The organism is Candidatus Thiodiazotropha sp. AKAK3, from assembly GCF_058244645.1.
This window is the reverse complement of record NZ_JBSYOQ010000059.1, coordinates 107,867-125,459: the sequence shown is the minus strand read 5'-3', so window position 1 is coordinate 125,459 and position 17,593 is coordinate 107,867. Positions and strand designations below refer to the sequence as shown.

Annotated in this window: 16 protein-coding genes; 6 read left to right on the top strand and 10 right to left on the bottom strand. The window is 46.6% G+C overall.

All coding sequences use genetic code 11. The features are described 5' to 3' along the window. Nucleotides 1-132 precede the first annotated feature (132 nt). The 8 genes from AC4IE7_RS15125 to AC4IE7_RS15090 all read right to left on the bottom strand — a co-directional run bounded on the left by AC4IE7_RS15125 (nucleotide 133) and on the right by AC4IE7_RS15090 (nucleotide 8,391). On the bottom strand, nucleotides 133-537 hold the full coding sequence (locus AC4IE7_RS15125) for a hypothetical protein (RefSeq protein WP_490777686.1): 405 nt from the start codon (nucleotides 535-537) through the stop codon (nucleotides 133-135). A 211-nt stretch (nucleotides 538-748) separates the two neighbouring features. Then, the gene (gene ntrC, locus AC4IE7_RS15120; RefSeq protein WP_490777685.1) at nucleotides 749-2,155 is read right to left on the bottom strand and encodes a nitrogen regulation protein NR(I); all 1,407 of its coding nucleotides are present in this window, start codon (nucleotides 2,153-2,155) and stop codon (nucleotides 749-751) included. Continuing rightward, a complete protein-coding gene (glnL, locus tag AC4IE7_RS15115; RefSeq protein ID WP_490777760.1) occupies nucleotides 2,148-3,197 on the bottom strand; it encodes a nitrogen regulation protein NR(II) in 1,050 nt (349 codons plus the stop codon). Before glnL ends, ntrC begins: the two co-directional genes overlap by 8 nt. Nucleotides 3,198-3,615: 418 nt before the next feature. Next, nucleotides 3,616-4,119 carry a DUF4124 domain-containing protein gene (locus AC4IE7_RS15110; RefSeq protein WP_490777684.1) on the bottom strand — a complete coding sequence of 168 codons (504 nt, stop codon included), beginning with the start codon at nucleotides 4,117-4,119 and terminating at the stop codon, nucleotides 3,616-3,618. A 111-nt stretch (nucleotides 4,120-4,230) separates the two neighbouring features. After that, on the bottom strand, nucleotides 4,231-5,637 hold the full coding sequence (glnA, locus tag AC4IE7_RS15105; RefSeq protein WP_490777683.1) for a glutamate--ammonia ligase: 1,407 nt from the start codon (nucleotides 5,635-5,637) through the stop codon (nucleotides 4,231-4,233). Between the two features lie 341 nt (nucleotides 5,638-5,978). Then, nucleotides 5,979-7,115, bottom strand: coding sequence for a cation diffusion facilitator family transporter (locus AC4IE7_RS15100; RefSeq protein WP_490777682.1), 1,137 nt, complete (start codon nucleotides 7,113-7,115; stop codon nucleotides 5,979-5,981). Between the two features lie 5 nt (nucleotides 7,116-7,120). Beyond that, the gene (locus AC4IE7_RS15095) at nucleotides 7,121-7,360 is read right to left on the bottom strand and encodes a sulfurtransferase TusA family protein (protein ID WP_490777681.1); all 240 of its coding nucleotides are present in this window, start codon (nucleotides 7,358-7,360) and stop codon (nucleotides 7,121-7,123) included. After that, nucleotides 7,348-8,391 carry a tRNA (5-methylaminomethyl-2-thiouridylate)-methyltransferase gene (locus tag AC4IE7_RS15090; RefSeq protein WP_490777680.1) on the bottom strand — a complete coding sequence of 348 codons (1,044 nt, stop codon included), beginning with the start codon at nucleotides 8,389-8,391 and terminating at the stop codon, nucleotides 7,348-7,350. Before AC4IE7_RS15090 ends, AC4IE7_RS15095 begins: the two co-directional genes overlap by 13 nt. A gap of 197 nt (nucleotides 8,392-8,588) precedes the next feature. Between AC4IE7_RS15090 and AC4IE7_RS15085 the strand changes: the two genes are divergently transcribed. The 6 genes from AC4IE7_RS15085 (at nucleotide 8,589) to AC4IE7_RS15060 (ending at nucleotide 13,942) form a co-directional block, all read left to right on the top strand. Then, on the top strand, nucleotides 8,589-9,038 hold the full coding sequence (locus AC4IE7_RS15085) for a DUF2780 domain-containing protein (RefSeq protein WP_490777679.1): 450 nt from the start codon (nucleotides 8,589-8,591) through the stop codon (nucleotides 9,036-9,038). A gap of 262 nt (nucleotides 9,039-9,300) precedes the next feature. Continuing rightward, a complete protein-coding gene (gene glyQ / locus AC4IE7_RS15080; RefSeq protein ID WP_490777678.1) occupies nucleotides 9,301-10,239 on the top strand; it encodes a glycine--tRNA ligase subunit alpha in 939 nt (312 codons plus the stop codon). After that, nucleotides 10,232-12,322: a glycine--tRNA ligase subunit beta gene (glyS, locus tag AC4IE7_RS15075; protein WP_490777677.1), complete on the top strand. Its 2,091-nt coding sequence runs from the start codon at nucleotides 10,232-10,234 to the stop codon at nucleotides 12,320-12,322. Before glyQ ends, glyS begins: the two co-directional genes overlap by 8 nt. After that, the gene (locus AC4IE7_RS15070; RefSeq protein ID WP_490777676.1) at nucleotides 12,319-12,654 is read left to right on the top strand and encodes a nucleoside triphosphate pyrophosphohydrolase family protein; all 336 of its coding nucleotides are present in this window, start codon (nucleotides 12,319-12,321) and stop codon (nucleotides 12,652-12,654) included. Before glyS ends, AC4IE7_RS15070 begins: the two co-directional genes overlap by 4 nt. Before the next feature lie 17 nt (nucleotides 12,655-12,671). Beyond that, on the top strand, nucleotides 12,672-13,223 hold the full coding sequence (gene gmhB / locus AC4IE7_RS15065) for a D-glycero-beta-D-manno-heptose 1,7-bisphosphate 7-phosphatase (RefSeq protein WP_490777675.1): 552 nt from the start codon (nucleotides 12,672-12,674) through the stop codon (nucleotides 13,221-13,223). Beyond that, a complete protein-coding gene (locus AC4IE7_RS15060; RefSeq protein WP_490777674.1) occupies nucleotides 13,220-13,942 on the top strand; it encodes a lysophospholipid acyltransferase family protein in 723 nt (240 codons plus the stop codon). The genes gmhB and AC4IE7_RS15060 overlap by 4 nt, the downstream gene beginning before the upstream one ends. A 65-nt stretch (nucleotides 13,943-14,007) precedes the next feature. Here the strand turns inward: AC4IE7_RS15060 and gyrB are convergent, their stop codons facing one another. Beyond that, nucleotides 14,008-16,413, bottom strand: coding sequence for a DNA topoisomerase (ATP-hydrolyzing) subunit B (gene gyrB / locus AC4IE7_RS15055; RefSeq protein ID WP_490777673.1), 2,406 nt, complete (start codon nucleotides 16,411-16,413; stop codon nucleotides 14,008-14,010). 77 nt (nucleotides 16,414-16,490) lie between these two features. Next, nucleotides 16,491-17,561, bottom strand: a complete 1,071-nt coding sequence (gene recF / locus AC4IE7_RS15050; RefSeq protein WP_490777672.1) for a DNA replication/repair protein RecF — start codon at nucleotides 17,559-17,561, stop codon at nucleotides 16,491-16,493. Nucleotides 17,562-17,593: the final 32 nt, after the last annotated feature.

Here is a 17,593-nt window from a genome sequence, read left to right as displayed (position 1 = left end):
AAAATTTCATTGGATCTGGCAACAAAGTGATCTGTTGCAGTGCAAAATCCCATTGGATCATGATTTGTGCGGGTAGATCAGGGCAAATCAGCCCGTCAGCTTCTTATCAGACTTTTTACAGAAACCGCTTGGCTAATCCTGATCTCCAGGACGTATATGCTCGATATAGCGGGGCCGGTCTACCATTTCCAACTTTACCCCTTCAGCCCAAGCCTGTAGTGGCTCCTGGTCCTTGAATCTGAGATCGCAACGGGCTCTTCCATGGCTATCCAGAGGTAGTGGAATCATATCCCTATAGGTGTAGACATTCTCTCCGACATCTCCACCTTCACAAATGGTAGGACAGCTGGGTAGGGTGGTTTCCAGTTCAGCACTCTCAAAAATCAATGAACCTGCCTGCCACCATCGGGTTCGCTCTGATGAACCACTCATGGTTTTGATAATTATGGTTTTTGAAAATCTGATCGTCAGCGTACCGTTTTCATACTCGACCGACTCCACCTCGCTACCTGGTAGATCAATTGTGCTGGAATCCATGAATCACCTGCTTTGCTAAATCTTGAATGAATAACCTTAAGGGCACCATAAAAAATAGCTGCTCCGGTTGCTCAAGAGGGGCATCATAACCTTATGCCAGCCTGAGATGAAAGCCGGGTTACCCCGATCTTTTTGGGGATGAGGGTTGGCAATCAGCTATGGAACAGCCAACTTCACAAGCCTCAAAAAACCTCATTAAACAGAATTAGAGTTATCTCTCTTCCATTCCAAGCTCTTTAATCTTTCTTGTTAATGTGTTGCGTCCCCATCCCAGCAATCGGGCCGCATCCTGGCGTTTGCCTGCTGTGTGCTCCAGTGCTGTCTCAATCATCACCATTTCAAAATCAGGTTCAGCTTCATTGAGTATCCCTTCGCAACCCTCATTAAGGCGCCTTTTGACCCATCCTCTCAATGATTGCCGCCAATCATCCTGAGCAACCCCCTCAACCTCCGTCTCTTTCAGCTCGGTAGGCAGATCTTCAATATGGATCTCCTGACCCGAAGCCATGACAGTCAGCCAGCGGGCAGTATTCTCCAATTGTCGAACATTCCCCGGCCACTCCAATTGACTGAGATAACCTTCTGTCTCAGGTAGCAATAGCTTTGAATCCACGGCCAGCTCTTCTGCAGCTGACTTAAGAAAATGGCCCATTAGCAAAGGAATATCTTCCCGACGCTGACGCAGCGACGGCAGATGAATACGGATTACATTGAGTCGATGAAAGAGGTCCTCACGAAAAGCACCTTCTTTCACCAGCCCTTCCAGATGTTGATGAGTCGCAGCGATAATTCTTACATCCACCTTCACCGGCTCATGGCCTCCGACACGATAGAATTCACCATCGGCAAGCACACGCAGGAGTCTTGTCTGCAACTCCGCAGGCATGTCACCTATCTCATCCAGAAACAGGGTACCTGTATCTGCCTGTTCAAAACGTCCAACCCTACGAGTCTGTGCACCGGTAAAAGCACCCCGCTCATGTCCAAACAGTTCTGACTCCATTAAATCCTTGGGGATCGCTGCCATGTTGAGGGCGATAAATGGTCCTTCTGCACGACTGCTGTGACGGTGTAGAGCCTGGGCAACCAACTCTTTACCTGTTCCAGACTCACCATTGATCAATACCGTGATATTGGATCGAGCCAACCTGCCGATAGCACGAAACACCTCCTGCATGGCTGGCGCTTCACCGATGATCTCCATCGCACTCTCTTTAGCATCGATTTTAGGCTGCTCTTCAACCGTTAACTGCTGACGACAAGCCCTACGAATCTGCTGTACAGCATCGTCTACATCGAAAGGCTTGGGCAGATATTCAAAGGCACCACCATGATAAGCGGAGACGGCGCTCTCCAGATCCGAATGAGCCGTCATAATTATCACTGGCAGATTTGGGTAGCGAGCATGAAGCAGTTCCAATAACTCAAGCCCGTCCATACCCGGCATACGGATATCGGAAACGACCACATCTGGTTGCCCCTTATCCAATGAACTCAGCACACTGTCTGCGCTCTCAAAACTGGTCACCTCCATTTCAGCTTTTTCCAAGGTTTTTTCCAAAACCCATCGAATTGAGCGATCATCATCAATCACCCAAACCCGGCATGCTCTATCCATCTACCTGCTCCAAAGGAAGTAATACTCTAAATACTGTTTCACCAGGTTTACTGGTAAATTCGATCAATCCATGATGTCGGTTGATTAAGGTTTGGGATATGGAAAGACCAAGCCCCATACCTTCACTGCCAGAGACAAGGGGAAAGAACACCCGCTCTTGTAACTCCGGTGGAATTCCCGGACCGTTATCTGAGATTTCAATCGAGGCCACCAGTCGGTGGCGTATATTGCCAATAGTGAACTGTCGTAAAACCCGGCTATTGATTCCTACCACACCATTCGGGCCCGCAGCCCTTACAGCATTACGGACAATATTCAGAAATGCCTGGATTAACTGATCCATATCCCCTGTCATATCGGGAATACTTGGATCATAATTTTTGCTGATCACCAACTTCGCCCCTGTCTCTGCTTTGGTCAGACCACAAACCCGTTCCAGAACCTGGTGAATGTTAGTAGGCTTCATTTCAGGGATGCGATTTGGCCCAATCATTGTATTTACAAGGTTTTGAAGTCGATCAGCTTCCTCAATGATTATCTGGGTATATTCTGTCAGTGATTCATCGGGCAGCTCTCGTTCCAGCAGCTGAGCTGCGCCACGCAAACCACCCAGTGGATTTTTTATCTCGTGGGCCAAACCTTTCACCAGTGCTCTGCTGGCTTGATTTCGTGACAGGATCTGTTCCTCTCGAGTGATTCTCAGCTGTCTGTCTACCTGCTGTATTTCTACAAGAAATTCGTTCACAAACTGTCCAGAGCGTAAGGGAATTACCGTACAATCCACTGTAATCTCCCGCCCCTTCTGCAGTTGCAGCTGGTGTTCTCGCTCTGTAAATGGCTGTCCGGTCTCCAGTGAACGGTTTAAATTATTCCTCACTATCCCACTGGAGCAGTAGATCAGTTCAGCCGCTGGGTTCCCAACCATCTTCTTGGCACTTACACCAAACAACATCTCAGCTGATGAGTTGATGAAGAGCAGATTAAATTTACGATCGAAGAGCAGAATGGCTGTGCTCAAATTATCAAGCACTCGGCGCTCCATCGGAGAATTTGGATGATGTGGGTTCATGTCAAACTACCTGCAATAAGTACACCAACGATAGAGATAGGAGAGTGATCAACCATTTTTTTGCAGCTAACCTAACTAAAAGGCGCAGCTTCAGGTATTTCAATGGCGTTTCATGAACTACCGATCAACCAACTGAACTTGAATGCCCATAACTTTCTCTTTGTTATAGTGAGCAAAGCAGGTCTATTGCACTATTATAGTGCATCGATCACATTGACTGTTTGAATTTAACTGAAAATGGGACTGGGGCTTAATTGGAGAGGTCAAAAGTGTTGCTGGCTTTTACCAGAGGAAAAGGGGAGATCGGCGCATCATGAGCTACTGGTTGACCCAGCTGTAGACGCGTGAGTAATCAGCAGCTCTAAAGCAACCGTAAAACAGGGAAGAGGTATTACTCAACTTCAGCTTGGCGAAGATGGAAGGTGGTACTGCCAGTCTCTTTCATCTTATTACCCTCTGCATCGAGGATCTCAGCATTAAGGGTATGTGTGCCCCGACTGAGCTGCTGCAAAACCAGCTGCGAGGTTGTGATATCAGAGTCAAGTTTTCTACCATCCACATAGAGATGAATGATGTGACCGCTTCGCAGAGGAGGAGAGATGGAAAGACCAACGGAAACCGATCCTTCGGCACTGCGTATGGTCTCATCATTGCCCGGCTGAACAATGTCGAAATTGGTATATTCACCAGTAGCCGCAGCTTCGGACTCTTTATCCAGATTTTCCACATTCAGGGATGATTTTCTCTTTTCATCACTCACACGGATCTTCTCTGCGCCCGGTTGATAGGATTCAGAGTAGACGACCTCTCCATCCTCAGTAACCCATTTATAGACATCTCTGGCCATAAGCGGCTGAGAAAGCAGAAGAATAACTAATATGATTACGATACGCATAGTGCCAAGCATAGACATTCAGAGCAAAACTAACAAGCGACGAAGTTCGCAAAAAAAACGCCCCCCGATGAAGGGGGGCGTTTTAACTACACATCAACCCGGATTGTAATATCAGAGGCTGTAATACATATCAAATTCAGCAGGATGTGTGGTCATACGCATGGTGGTCACTTCTTCCATCTTCAGATCAATATAGCCATTGATCAGGTCATCAGTGAAAACGCCACCAGCTGTGAGGAAGTCACGATCTGCATCGAGTGCTTCCAGAGCCATATCAAGGCTATGACAAACTGTTGGAATGCTTGCAGCCTCTTCAGCTGGCAGATCATACAGATCCTTGTCCATTGCATCGCCAGGATGGATCTTGTTCTGGATACCGTCCAGGCCAGCCATCATCATGGCTGCGAAAGCCAGGTAGGGGTTGGCTGTTGGATCAGGGAAACGAACCTCAACACGGCGACCCTTAGGGCTTGATACCCATGGAATACGGATTGAAGCAGAGCGGTTACGTGCGGAGTAAGCCAGCATTACTGGTGCTTCAAAACCTGGAACCAGACGCTTGTAAGAGTTGGTAGAAGCATTGGTGAAAGCGTTCAGAGCGCGGGCATGCTTGATGATGCCGCCGATATAGTAGAGCGCAGTTTCAGACAGGCCACCATACTGATCACCTGCAAATACGTTCTCTCCACCTTTAGATAGGGATTGATGCACATGCATACCAGAGCCGTTGTCACCAACGATTGGCTTAGGCATGAAGGTCGCGGTTTTGCCGTAGGCGTGGGCAACATTCCAGGTACAGTATTTCTGTATCTGAACCCAGTCAGCTCTCTCTACAAGGGTACTGAAACGGGTACCGATCTCACATTGACCGGCAGTAGCAACTTCGTGATGGTGAACTTCAACAGGTACGCCCATCTCTTCCATGGCGAGGCACATGGCACCACGCAGGTCGTGCAGTGAATCTACTGGGGGTACTGGAAAGTAACCGCCTTTGACGCCGGGACGATGACCGATATTACCATCTTCATAGACACGCTCAGAGTTCCACTCAGCCTCTTCAGAGTCGATCTTCACCATGGAACCACTCATATCGACGCTCCAGCGAACATCGTCGAGCACGAAGAATTCTGGCTCTGGTCCAAAGAATGCAGCATCAGCAATTCCTGTTGATGCCAGATAGGCTTCTGCACGCTTGGCAACAGAACGAGGATCACGCTCGTAGCCCTGCATGGTGGCAGGCTCAAGAATATCACAGCGAATGTTCACCGTATTCTCGTCAGCGAAAGGATCGATGACTGCAGTGGCATCCTCAGGCATCAGAATCATGTCCGACTCATTAATACCTTTCCAGCCCGAGATGGATGAACCATCGAACATCTTGCCATCAGTGAACAGTTCTTCGTTGATCTCACTGACTGGCAGAGTAACGTGCTGCTCCTTACCGCGAGTATCGGTAAAGCGGAGATCAACGAATTTCACGTCATTGTCTTTGATCATCTTAAGGGCTTTCGAGGCCATCTCATTCTCCAAGAGTTTTGGTTTACACAATGCTGAGCAAGTATCAGCTACTCATTAGCTTTGGCGGCCAGGCAACTATACCAGACGCTTTGGAATACGCATTAGAGCATGAATCATGCCATGGGTAAAAACTGATAATGATAGCGAAATACTCACCTTTGGCTGCTAAGCCTAAGCAATAGAAATATTCTGCGAAATTAATAGGTTATTATATACAAAAAAGAAAACTGATACGGGTCCTTAGATTGGCTTCCTGCTAGCTATGAATTAGAAAAAAAGTACAAACCTGGAACGACGCACAATTGTAGTGCGTCCAATATTATCAATGCACCAGATTAGTGCTAACCAAACCAGACCTGAACCGTTCTGAACAGTTCAGATCCTTCAATGGCCTTTTGATAATCGGATTTCAGTTCACTCGCACTTTCACTTGACTTGAAACAGTGGCTCGGTAGATAGATATCCACATCAATTTTTCCTGACAGGTAGTGCAGCACTATGCGCATCCGCTCATCGAAACAGGCCATCTCAGACCAGTGGGAGAGTAGTAATTTTTCTGCTTCTTCTCGCAATGGCAATTTTGCACACGAGGGTCCGGCCTCATCATCTTCGGGATCGATGTGGACAGTAACATCCTCCAAAACATCGACACCATCAATCAATCCATACTGAACAACTTCTGCAATTCTATGCCCCTCGGAAACGCTCAACCAGGGATCAACCTGCACATGGACATCAGCAAGTGCATGCCCGCCCAGCTTCCTGGTACGCAACATATGTACATTGTTCACCCCGGAAACGCTGCCAATGACCTTGCGTATCTCTTCTAGTGACTCTTCCTCAAGCCCGGCATCTGCTAGTTCATGTAGTGCCTGCCAGCCGAGTTCCCAACCGATTTTCACTACCATCAAGCCAACCAGTACAGCTGCAATTGCGTCCAGATAGGGCAGGCCAAGGATGGTGCCTCCGATACCAACCAGAACCACAATGGAGGATACTGAATCACTGCGATGGTGCCAGGCGTTTGCCCGCAACAGATCTGAATTGATGAGATTTGCCAGATAACGGGTGTAGAAGAAGAGGGCTTCATTCGCCAGGATGGAGAACGCCGCCACATAGAGTGTCAGGGTTTCCGGTACCAGTAGTTCTTCAGGAGAGAAGAGGCGAAATACAGCATCCCAGACAATGCCAACCCCAACAGTGATCAGGAAACCGCCGAGTACTAAGGTGCCAACCGTCTCGAATCGCCCATGTCCATAAGGGTGCTCTTCATCCGGTTCCTCATTTGCATGACGTGCCGTGAACAGCACCAGGGCATCCGTCAGCAAATCAGAGAGAGAGTGAATGCCATCAGCGATCAATGATTGTGAGTGACCCAACCAACCGAAGAGTATTTTCAATAGCGCCAACACGCTGTTTGTGATGGCTCCCACAATCGCTGCCTTGCGGCTCATTTCATAGCGTTGATCACTTTTCATGATATCTACTCGCCCACAACCTCAACTACCACAATATACTCACCATCATCTGTTCGCGTCTCCACTACCCGGTGACCGTTGATCCTTGACCAGGCAGGAATATCGTTCAAAGCACCAGGATCGGTACAGACAGCTTCTACAAGCGCCCCAACCGGCAACGACTCGACCGCATTCTGCACCTTGATAACCGGCATTGGACAGAGCATTCGCCGGCAATCAATCTGATGACGATTCAAATCAGCCACTCTTTGGGTATCTCATGGGGTTTCAGGGGTACTGAATGTATATCACGGGAGTCACCGCTTTTATTGGTAAACTCCAAAATCACTTGATCAGCATCTCTACCCTGACTGTAGCGGGCAACCAGCCTACCGATCAACTCAACATCCGTATCAGATATCTCGCCATCTATAAGCGCCAGTGGGCCGCCGTGACTGGTTGTCTTGATGTGTGGAAAGCTTTTTCTGTACCCTTGCAGAAAATTCGCTTCTCCCTCTTCACGAGCAATGATCACTTTATAGTGAGGAGATGGACGCAGATGTCTACCGACCTTCAACAACATAATATCATCCATCTCATACTCACGACTGCCGCGGGCCTGCCATAGATCTTTCAATTTGACAGCATACTGCTCATCGGTAAGAAAACAGCAGCCACCTGCAGGTTGTGCATAGTCCTCAAAACCAAAACTGGCGGCAAGTGCCATTTGAGGTTTACGGCTGCGACCTGAGAAATCGAACAGCTGCTCACGATCCACCCAGCCTTCACGTTCAGGCAGAGTCTCCGGCAGATTTTTTGCGCAGAGAGGCCGCAACAAAAGATCATTGGCGCCAGACTCATCGGAAATGATCGGCATGGTCTCTTTTCGCTGTGACATCGGACGCTGACCAATTACCTCTCCGGTAATAATGAAATCGAAGCCTCTCTTCTGAATCCACTCATGGGCTTTGCGAACCATGAAGACCTTACAGTCGAGACAGGGGTTTAGATTGGCGCCATAACCATGCTTTGGCTTAGTCAGAACTTGTTTGTAATCTTCAACGATATCTTCAATGTGCAACTTCATACCCAGCTGTTCAGCGACCCAAAGGGCATTATTGCGCTTAGCCTTGTTCTGATCCTTTTTACGAATGGCATGAGTGTGCCCCTCTACACAGAAACCGGTAAAGAAGTTAATGCCTTCAACATGTATACCCTGCTCTTGAATGACGCGGGCAGCTAAAAGCGAGTCCAGCCCCCCGGAAATCAGTGCAACAGCCTTTCTTTGCTCACTCATGAGATATCATCATTAGCCAAAATGGCAATTATACCCTGAATCGTCCTGGCATAGGATGGGCAAAGGCTAGCGTAAAATTGGCTAAATACCCCATTTACGCTCTCAATCTGCAACACCCTTTTACAATTCAGGGAAACTACAAAACCCTTTTTGCGAATATAATGCCCATACATGAATATAAACCTGAGGAAGGAATAATGAAAAATTTCGCACGTACGCTTTTTGCAATCTCACTGCTTTTTTCCACCGCCACGGTCTTCGCAAATGATCTGTTGTCAGCACTCACCAGTCAGCTTGGGGTTAGTACGGAACAGGCCTCAGGTGGCGCAGGCTCCCTGTTTAAAATGGCTCAGAGCAATCTTTCAGAAGGAGATTTTTCGCAAATAGCTTCTGTTGTACCCGGTATTGAAGAGATGATGTCCGGCGCCCAGTCTTCAGGTAAAGAGTCTGGCGCAGTTGGTGCTGTTGCTTCAATGCTTGGGGATAACAGCTCAGCAGGAAATCTGGCTAACCTCGCCTCATCATTCGGTAATCTGGGTATGGATTCAGATATGGTCGGAAAATTTATGCCCATCGTTCTCGACTTTCTTCAAACACAAGGCGGTGACACTGTTATGTCTTTGATGAAAGGTGCTCTTTCACTCTAAGTAGAGTGACTGATAATGGTAATCTCCGGTTAAACCTGGTGGGACTTGCGGTATATTTTGTAATGTTCCGACAGCCCACTGAGTTTTAACAGACCGGGGATTACCTCTAAATAGCCTCTGGAACCCTATATCCATTCTCAGATCCCCCTCAATTCTTCCTTTAAAATGTGGCTTAAACCAGCATAACCGCCCGTAAGTTAGCCATTGTAAGGCGGCATCGTTATACTTACGCCGTTTTCATCCACATCAACGGGGCCTCGTTGTGACTCGAGCTTCAGAACCAAATCAGCGAAACATAAAAACTTTTCAGGAACTGATATTCGCGCTTCAGGAATATTGGGCAGACCAGGGGTGCATCATTCTGCAACCCTACGATATGGAAATGGGTGCTGGCACCTTCCATACCGCAACATTTCTACGCTCAATAGGGCCTGAACCCTGGAACGCTGCCTATGTCCAGCCCTCACGTCGTCCAACAGATGGTCGCTATGGTGAAAATCCAAACAGGCTGCAGCACTACTATCAGTACCAGGTTGTGATGAAGCCATCACCAAAGAATATACAGCAACTCTACCTGGGTTCTTTGCAGATGTTGGGGCTCGATCTCAATGTGCATGATATCCGCTTCGTAGAGGATAATTGGGAATCTCCAACCCTCGGAGCCTGGGGACTAGGATGGGAAGTTTGGCTGAATGGCATGGAGGTCACCCAGTTTACCTATTTCCAACAGGTCGGTGGACTCGATTGCCGCCCTGTTACTGGTGAGATCACCTATGGTCTGGAACGAATTGCCATGTATCTGCAGGGGGTCGAGAGCGTATATGATCTTGTATGGACTGAAGGTCCTCAAGGCATCGTGACCTATGGCGATGTGTTTCATCAAAATGAGGTTGAACAATCTACCTACAATTTTGAACATGCCGATGTGGACTATCTGTTTGCTCAATTTGACCAGTGTGAATCTGTCTCACAAAAACTGATAGAAGCGGGTCTGCCCCTGCCTGCCTATGAGCAGGTGCTTCAAGCTTCACACACATTCAATCTGCTCGATGCACGTCATGCAATTTCTGTCACCGAACGCCAGCGCTATATCCTGCGTGTTCGCGCCTTGGCACGGGCGGTAGCCCAAGCCTACTACGATGCTCGAGAACGACTCGGTTTTCCCATGCTCAAATCGTCCCAGGAGGCTGCTAATGGCTGATCAAGCAGACCTGTTATTCGAACTAGGTACAGAAGAGCTTCCTCCCAAAGCACTGAAACGCCTGAGTCAATCTTTTACTGAGACCTTTATAGCTGGTCTCAATCAGGCAAATTTAGAACATGGAAAAGTTGAAAGTTTTGCCTCACCGAGACGCCTGGCCCTGCTAGTAAGTGAATGCTCACTACTCCAGCCCGACAGTGAAATGGAGAGACGTGGTCCGGCTATTAAAGCTGCATTTGATGACGCAGGTAATCCAACCAAGGCTGCAGAAGGTTTTGCCAGATCCTGCCAGACAACCGTGGATCAACTGCAGCGACTTAAAACAGATAAAGGCGAGTGGTTGACCTACAAATTGGCCACAAAAGGTAAATCAGCTGAAGAGCTGTTACCTGATATTGCCACTCAAGCGCTCAACAAGTTGCCAATCCCCAAACGAATGCGTTGGGGTGCCTCAGAAGCACAATTTGTACGCCCTGTGCACTGGCTGGTATTTCTTCTCGGAGAAAAGGTCGTTCCATGCACACTTTTGGATGCAGAATCTGATCGCTTGACCTATGGCCACCGTTTTCACCACCCAGGCGCCATCACCCTATACAATCCTCAGGATTACGCTTCAGTCCTACAGGATCTGGGCTATGTAATTGCCAGCTTTGAAGAGCGCAGATCCAAAATTGCCGAATCTGTGCAGAGCAGTGCAGCTGCCTTGGGAGGTAGTGCCGACCTGGATCCTGATCTGTTGGATGAGGTAACTGCACTCAACGAGTGGCCGGTTCCTGTTTCAGCCAGTTTTGAAGAGCGTTTTCTTGAAGTACCCCAGGAAGCACTGGTCGCTACCATGAAGGGTAACCAGAAGTACTTTCCTCTATTCACCGCCGAAGGCAAGTTGATGAACCACTTCATCACCATCGCCAATATCAGTAGTCCCCAACCCGAACTGATCCGTGAGGGCAATGAAAGAGTGATCAGGCCCCGCTTGGCTGATGCCATGTTCTTCTGGGAGCAGGATGGCAGGAAAAGTCTCGAAGATCGTTTGGAATCTCTGAAACAGGTGGTTTTTCAAAATCAACTGGGCAGTATGTTCGACAAATCCCAACGGGTTGCTAATCTGGCAAAAACCATCGCTACTCAAATTGGTGGCGATGCAGATCTTGCTTATCGAGCGGGCCTGCTCAGTCGCTGTGACCTTACCACCGATATGGTCTATGAATTTCCCGAGATGCAGGGGATCATGGGGCGCTATCAGGCAAAAAGAGACAATGAATCTGATGAGCTGGCTCAAGCACTGGATGAATTCTATATGCCAAGATTTTCCGGTGATCAGCTACCGAAAACTACCACCGGCATCGCCATCTCTTTAGCAGAGAAACTCGACACCCTGATCGGTATTTTTGGCATAGGTCAACGACCTACCGGTGATAAGGACCCCTTTGCACTAAGGCGTTCTGCTCTAGGTGCTTTGCGTATAATACGTGAGCACTCACTTACATTAAACCTACTGGAACTACTTGAGTCAGTAGTAAGTTCTCTTGCTGGAAGTCTGACTGAAGAGAAGATAGCTGAATCAGTCTACCACTTTATGCTGGATCGCCTGAAAGGTATCTATACCGATCTTGGCGTCACTCTTGATCTGTTTCAGTCAGTAGCCGATGTGACACCTGAAACCCTTGCTGATTTTGACCGACGTATATGGGCCATGCAGGCATTCTGCAAACTTCCTGAAGCAGAGAGCCTTTCAGCAGCAAACAAGCGCATTCGCAACATCCTTAAAAAGAGCAGTGAGGAACTTACAGAATCTGCTGATCCAGCCCTCTATCAAGACCAGGCCGAGCGCCTTCTTGCCGAGAAAATGGATGAACTGGCGCCTATGGTACAACCTCTGTTTGAACAGGGAGAGTATGCAAAAGGCCTGCAAATTCTGGCCGGTCTGAAAGAGCCTATCGACAATTTCTTCGACCAGGTGATGGTCATGACCGATGATCAATCGCTCAGAACCAACCGGCTCTCCCTACTCGCTCAACTTGAACGTCTGTTCCTCTCTGTTGCTGATATCACCCGTCTACAGATAGAGGAACAACAGACATGAGCAAAGACTCCTACGAACAGATGCTAACTGCGGTTCAATCCTTTCATGACAAACACCGTTTTCGCGAAACCGGTGGTGAAGAGATGACCTACCGGGTTGCATTAATGGCTGAAGAGTTAGGCGAAATCTCATCATGTGTCACCAAAGGAAAATCCAAACAGGCTCTGGCTGAAGAGGTGGCTGATCTACTGATACTGGTGATGGGCACTGCAATAGCCCAGGACTTCGATCTCAATCAAGCCTTCTGGGAGAAGATGCAAAAACTCGATAAGAGAGATTCAAGAATGGTCAACGGCCGAATACGTGTCTCCGAATTCAGAGATGTAGACTGAAAGTAAGTACTCACTTAATGAAATTAATAATCCTCGACAGGGATGGTGTAATCAACAAGGATTCTGACAGCTATATCAAGCACCCCGACGAGTGGCATCCAATCGAAGGTAGTCTTGAGGCGATCGCTCGACTCAGCCGTGCCGGCTACCGGATTTTCGTTGCAACCAACCAGTCTGGGCTGGCACGAGGCTTGTTCAATATAGAGGCCTTGAATGCGATTCATCGAAAAATGTTCGATGCAGTTCAACAGGTCGGCGGTCATATTGAGGGCATACTCTTTTGTCCCCATGGTCCAGATGATAACTGTAGCTGCCGCAAGCCAAATCCTGGACTATTCAAAGCTATTGAAGAGCGGACTCATACTGTACTGGAGAATATACCAGTTGTTGGTGATTCACTTAGAGATCTTCAGGCAGCAGTAGAAGTAAAAGCTCAACCGATTCTTGTTCGCAGTGGCAATGGTGAGAAGACACTAACTCAGCTAAGCGGTCTCCTTGCAGATATTCCTGTTTATGATGATCTCTACTCTTTTTCAGTGAAACTTATCAAAGAAAGTGAGCATAAATGATTCTTCTTCGTTCAATTCTCTTTTTCACTTTTCTGGTCATCAATACAATATTGATCGCAGGATTGGGTAGTCTCTTAGGATGGGTGCTCCCCAGCAAACAGATACATCTTTTCGATACTACATGGAGCCGTATCAATCTCTGGGCACTCAAATTCTTTTGTGGGTTAACTTATAAAATAAAGGGACTGGAAAACTTACCCAAAGAGAACTGCATCATTTTTGCCAAGCATCAGTCAGCCTGGGAGACCATAGCGCTAGTCAGCCTGATACCTGGTCCAAAGTCCTGGGTTCTGAAACGAGAGCTGCTCTACGTGCCTTTCTTCGGCTGGATAATGGTTCACTTCAGACCTATTGCGATTGATAGAAAATCGGGCCGCAAAGCTGTAGAACAGATCATCGAACAGGGCATTGAACGACTCAAATCTGGCAACCATGTGATTGTCTTTCCGGAGGGAACAAGAGTCGCTCCTGGAACCCGTAAACGTTATGGAATTGGTGGCGCAATTTTGGCAGAGAAGTCTGAATATCCAGTTATGCCTGTGGCTCATAATGCTGGCGTATTTTGGCGACGTCGGGATATTCGCAAATACCCTGGTGTAATAGATGTCTCGATCGGACCAATGATCGAATCTACCGGTAAATCTGCCTCAGAAATCAACCAGATTGCTGAGGAGTGGATCGAGACAGAAGTAGAAAATTTACCCAGTGATAGAGGCTGAAATATCTATAAACCAGCCTCTGAAAGGTAAGTATGTACTTACTAACTTAATTCAGATCAGATAGCTTATACATCCAGATTTTCAACAGTCAGAGCATGAGTTTCTATAAAATCGCGGCGTGGTTCTACCTGATCACCCATAAGCGTAGCGAAGATCTGATCTGCTGCGACTGCATCCTCAATGCTGACTTGCAGAAGACGACGTGATTCAGCGTTCATCGTTGTCTCCCAAAGCTGTTCAGGATTCATCTCACCCAAGCCTTTGTAACGTTGCACGTGCTGACCACGCTTTGCATCATCCATAAGCCAGTTCAGGGCCTGCTTGAAACTAGCGACTGGCTGCTCCTTTTCGCCTCTTTTTATAACAGCATCATCACTCAACAAGCCATTGAGCTGTGTCCCTAACTCGACAATCTTTCTATATTCAACACTGTTGAAAAAATCGAAGGGAATAAAGTGTTCATTTCCGATGCCATGAACTTTTCTAACCAGAAGCAAACCAGCATCATCGCCATCAGCTTCATCAATCTTTTGCAAAGTGCATGACTCAGAAATACCAAGATCGGTATTTAATCTTCCTTCAAGTTCTTTGATCCAGGCATCGATCTCTTTTTGCTCTTCAATCATCTTCTCTTCAAGCTTTGGCATATAGATCAGCTTTTCGAGTAGATCAGCATCATAACGTAGTGAAAGACGGTTAATACTTGCCATAACCACCAAGAAGGATCTTGCCATATTCTCAAGGCTCTCACCTGATAGAGGTGGTGCACCTGTTGTTACAATCAATGCTGCATTATCGAGTGCTGATTGAAGAAAGTAGTTATTCAGATCCTGATCATCTTTCAAATACTGTTCTTGTTTACCCTTCTTAATTTTATAAAGAGGTGGCTGAGCAATATAGACATGACCGCGATCGATCAGCTCAGGCATCTGACGATAGAAAAAGGTAAGCAGTAGAGTTCTGATATGAGCACCATCCACATCAGCATCAGTCATGATGATAATGCGATGATAGCGCAACTTATCCGGATTGAACTCTTCTCTACCAATGCCACAACCCAACGCAGTAATCAAGGTGCCTACTTCTGCAGAAGATAGCATCTTATCGAAACGCGCCTTTTCGACATTCAGTATTTTACCCTTCAGAGGAAGAATAGCCTGAAACTTCCTATCCCTGCCCTGCTTTGCAGATCCACCGGCAGAATCACCCTCCACCAAGTAGAGTTCAGATAAAGCGGGATCCTTCTCTTGGCAATCAGCCAACTTACCAGGTAAACCTGCTATATCCAGTGCACCCTTTCTGCGGGTCATCTCCCTTGCCTTACGAGCAGCTTCCCGGGCACGAGCCGCATCTATCATTTTCCCAGCGATACTCTTTGCTTCGCCAGGGTTTTCCAGAAGGAAATCACTCAGATTATCAGCAAGTAGATTTTCTACGACACCTTTAACTTCTGAAGAGACAAGTTTATCTTTTGTTTGCGATGAAAATTTTGGATCTGGCACCTTTACCGACAATACTGCGGTCAAACCCTCACGAGCATCATCACCTGATGTATTTACTTTCTGTTTCTTAGAGAGACCGGACTGCTCTATATATTGATTCAATGTTCTAGTGAGTGCAGCTCGAAAGCCCGCAAGGTGGGTACCACCGTCACGCTGAGGAATATTATTGGTGTAGCAGAAAATGCTCTCTTGATAAGACTCATTCCACTGCATAGCAATCTCGACAACAATGTCGTTCCGCTCATCTGAAAAGCTGAAAACCTGCTCATGCAGTGGTGACTTATTTCGATTCAGATGCTCTACAAAGGCAAGTATTCCACCAATATATTCGAAAACGTCCTCCCTTCCTGTAGCCTCTTCTTTCAGATGAATTTTAATACCTGAATTAAGGAAAGAGAGTTCACGTAACCTTTTTGCCAAAATATCGTAGTGGAACTCGATATTACTGAAGGTACCGCTGCTCGGAAAGAATGTCACACTGGTACCACTCTTCTCTGTTACACCTGTCTCCTTCAAATCAGATACAGGAACACCATGCTGATAGGTTTGCTCCCAAACCTTTCCCTGGCGCCTGATCTTTAACTTCAGCTCTTCAGAAAGCGCATTAACAACAGATACTCCAACGCCGTGCAGTCCGCCAGATACCTTATAGGAGTTATCATCAAATTTACCCCCAGCATGCAGCACCGTCATAATGACCTCTGCAGCTGATCTTTTTTCCTCTGGATGCTCATCAACAGGAATACCACGACCATTATCACTAACAGTCACTCGTTGATCAGAGTGGATTGTCACTTTGATTTCGTTACAGTATCCTGCGAGTGCCTCATCAATTGAGTTATCGACAACTTCGAATACCATATGGTGAAGACCTGTACCATCATCCGTGTCACCGATGTACATACCAGGACGCTTTCTTACCGCATCCAAACCCTTCAACACTTTTATATTCGAGGAATCGTAAGTCATTAATTATTCCGTAGAGAAAACCCATGTAGATGATAATCCGTTATTATACCTACACTTTCAGTCGATACACGACTCATTTAGCATTCTTTGATAATTCCATGTTCCACGTGGAACATACCAATCTCCTCACGCTTGAAGAATTTGGCATTTTCTTTAGTCAAGGACGTTATAAAGGTTTGTACATTGAGATCAGATATCTGATTTTGAACCTGTTCGTAGTGATCTCTATCAAGCTCTGACTGAAAATCGTCGACAAGAATGATTGGAGACTCTTTTTTGTCTCTCTTCAGTAGCATTGTTTGAGCAAGCATCATATTCAAGGCGAGTATTTTATTCTGTCCTCTTGAAAAAAAGTTCTTAGTTAATCTATCTTCAACAGTAATCTTAATATCTAGTCTATGTGGTCCAGGGGTTGTGAAACCTCTTTCCAAATCAGAGTTGGTCTGATCTTCTAGGGCCTGTAAAAGTGAAAGCCCTTTTTTCCAACCATTTTGCATCTCGAGTCTGTATTGACTTCCTAAACTCTGATTTTCTGAAAGTTCGTTTAAACAATTATTCCATTTTGTTAGATAGCTCTTCTGGAGTTGGTTTAGCTCCTCACCAATTACAGCCAGCTGTTTTGTCCAAATGGGGAGTTCTTTTCTATTTTTTCTTAGTGCACTATTCCTTTGGTCAATAGTTTTTTTATAGCGTAGTGCCATTTCTCCATATGATTGTTCCACGTGGAACAATCCCCAGTTTAAAAGTTTTCTTCTATGGGCAGGCCCCTCTTCTACAATGCGCTGTATGTTTGGAGTAATAATAGTTAGTGGGATGGTACTGGCTAGATCTGAAAGACGAATAATTTTTTTACCATCTTTTCGAACTGTTGTTTTCTCTTTTTTCTTACTTAGCCCGATTCTATTCAGTGATGAGTCATCTCTGGTGATTTCGGAATAGATTATGAGTTCTGACTGATTTTCTGAAATAAGATTTCTATTTTGACTTTGTCGGAATGATTTTGCTCTTGCGAGTAGATAGATTGATTCAAGGAGGGTTGTTTTACCTGCGCCGTTCTTACCAAGAATTATGTTTACTTTTGGTTTGGGGAAAATCTCCGCACTTTTTATGTTGCGGAGATTTTGAATCTTTAGTTTGAGCAGGTGCAATTTTTAATGCAGTGTGTCGCTGATCTTTAGTA

What these genes read in the sequence shown, in the direction of transcription:
- AC4IE7_RS15125 (WP_490777686.1), bottom strand. Translation starts at nt 537, where the DNA reads ATGGATTCCAGCACAATTGATCTACCAGGTAGCGAGGTGGAGTCGGTC.
- ntrC (WP_490777685.1), bottom strand. Translation starts at nt 2,155, where the DNA reads ATGGATAGAGCATGCCGGGTTTGGGTGATTGATGATGATCGCTCAATT.
- glnL (WP_490777760.1), bottom strand. Translation starts at nt 3,197, where the DNA reads ATGGAGCGCCGAGTGCTTGATAATTTGAGCACAGCCATTCTGCTCTTC.
- AC4IE7_RS15110 (WP_490777684.1), bottom strand. Translation starts at nt 4,119, where the DNA reads ATGCGTATCGTAATCATATTAGTTATTCTTCTGCTTTCTCAGCCGCTT.
- glnA (WP_490777683.1), bottom strand. Translation starts at nt 5,637, where the DNA reads ATGGCCTCGAAAGCCCTTAAGATGATCAAAGACAATGACGTGAAATTC.
- AC4IE7_RS15100 (WP_490777682.1), bottom strand. Translation starts at nt 7,115, where the DNA reads ATGAAAAGTGATCAACGCTATGAAATGAGCCGCAAGGCAGCGATTGTG.
- AC4IE7_RS15090 (WP_490777680.1), bottom strand. Translation starts at nt 8,391, where the DNA reads ATGAGTGAGCAAAGAAAGGCTGTTGCACTGATTTCCGGGGGGCTGGAC.
- AC4IE7_RS15085 (WP_490777679.1), top strand. Translation starts at nt 8,589, where the DNA reads ATGAAAAATTTCGCACGTACGCTTTTTGCAATCTCACTGCTTTTTTCC.
- glyS (WP_490777677.1), top strand. Translation starts at nt 10,232, where the DNA reads ATGGCTGATCAAGCAGACCTGTTATTCGAACTAGGTACAGAAGAGCTT.
- AC4IE7_RS15070 (WP_490777676.1), top strand. Translation starts at nt 12,319, where the DNA reads ATGAGCAAAGACTCCTACGAACAGATGCTAACTGCGGTTCAATCCTTT.
- gmhB (WP_490777675.1), top strand. Translation starts at nt 12,672, where the DNA reads ATGAAATTAATAATCCTCGACAGGGATGGTGTAATCAACAAGGATTCT.
- AC4IE7_RS15060 (WP_490777674.1), top strand. Translation starts at nt 13,220, where the DNA reads ATGATTCTTCTTCGTTCAATTCTCTTTTTCACTTTTCTGGTCATCAAT.
- gyrB (WP_490777673.1), bottom strand. Translation starts at nt 16,413, where the DNA reads ATGACTTACGATTCCTCGAATATAAAAGTGTTGAAGGGTTTGGATGCG.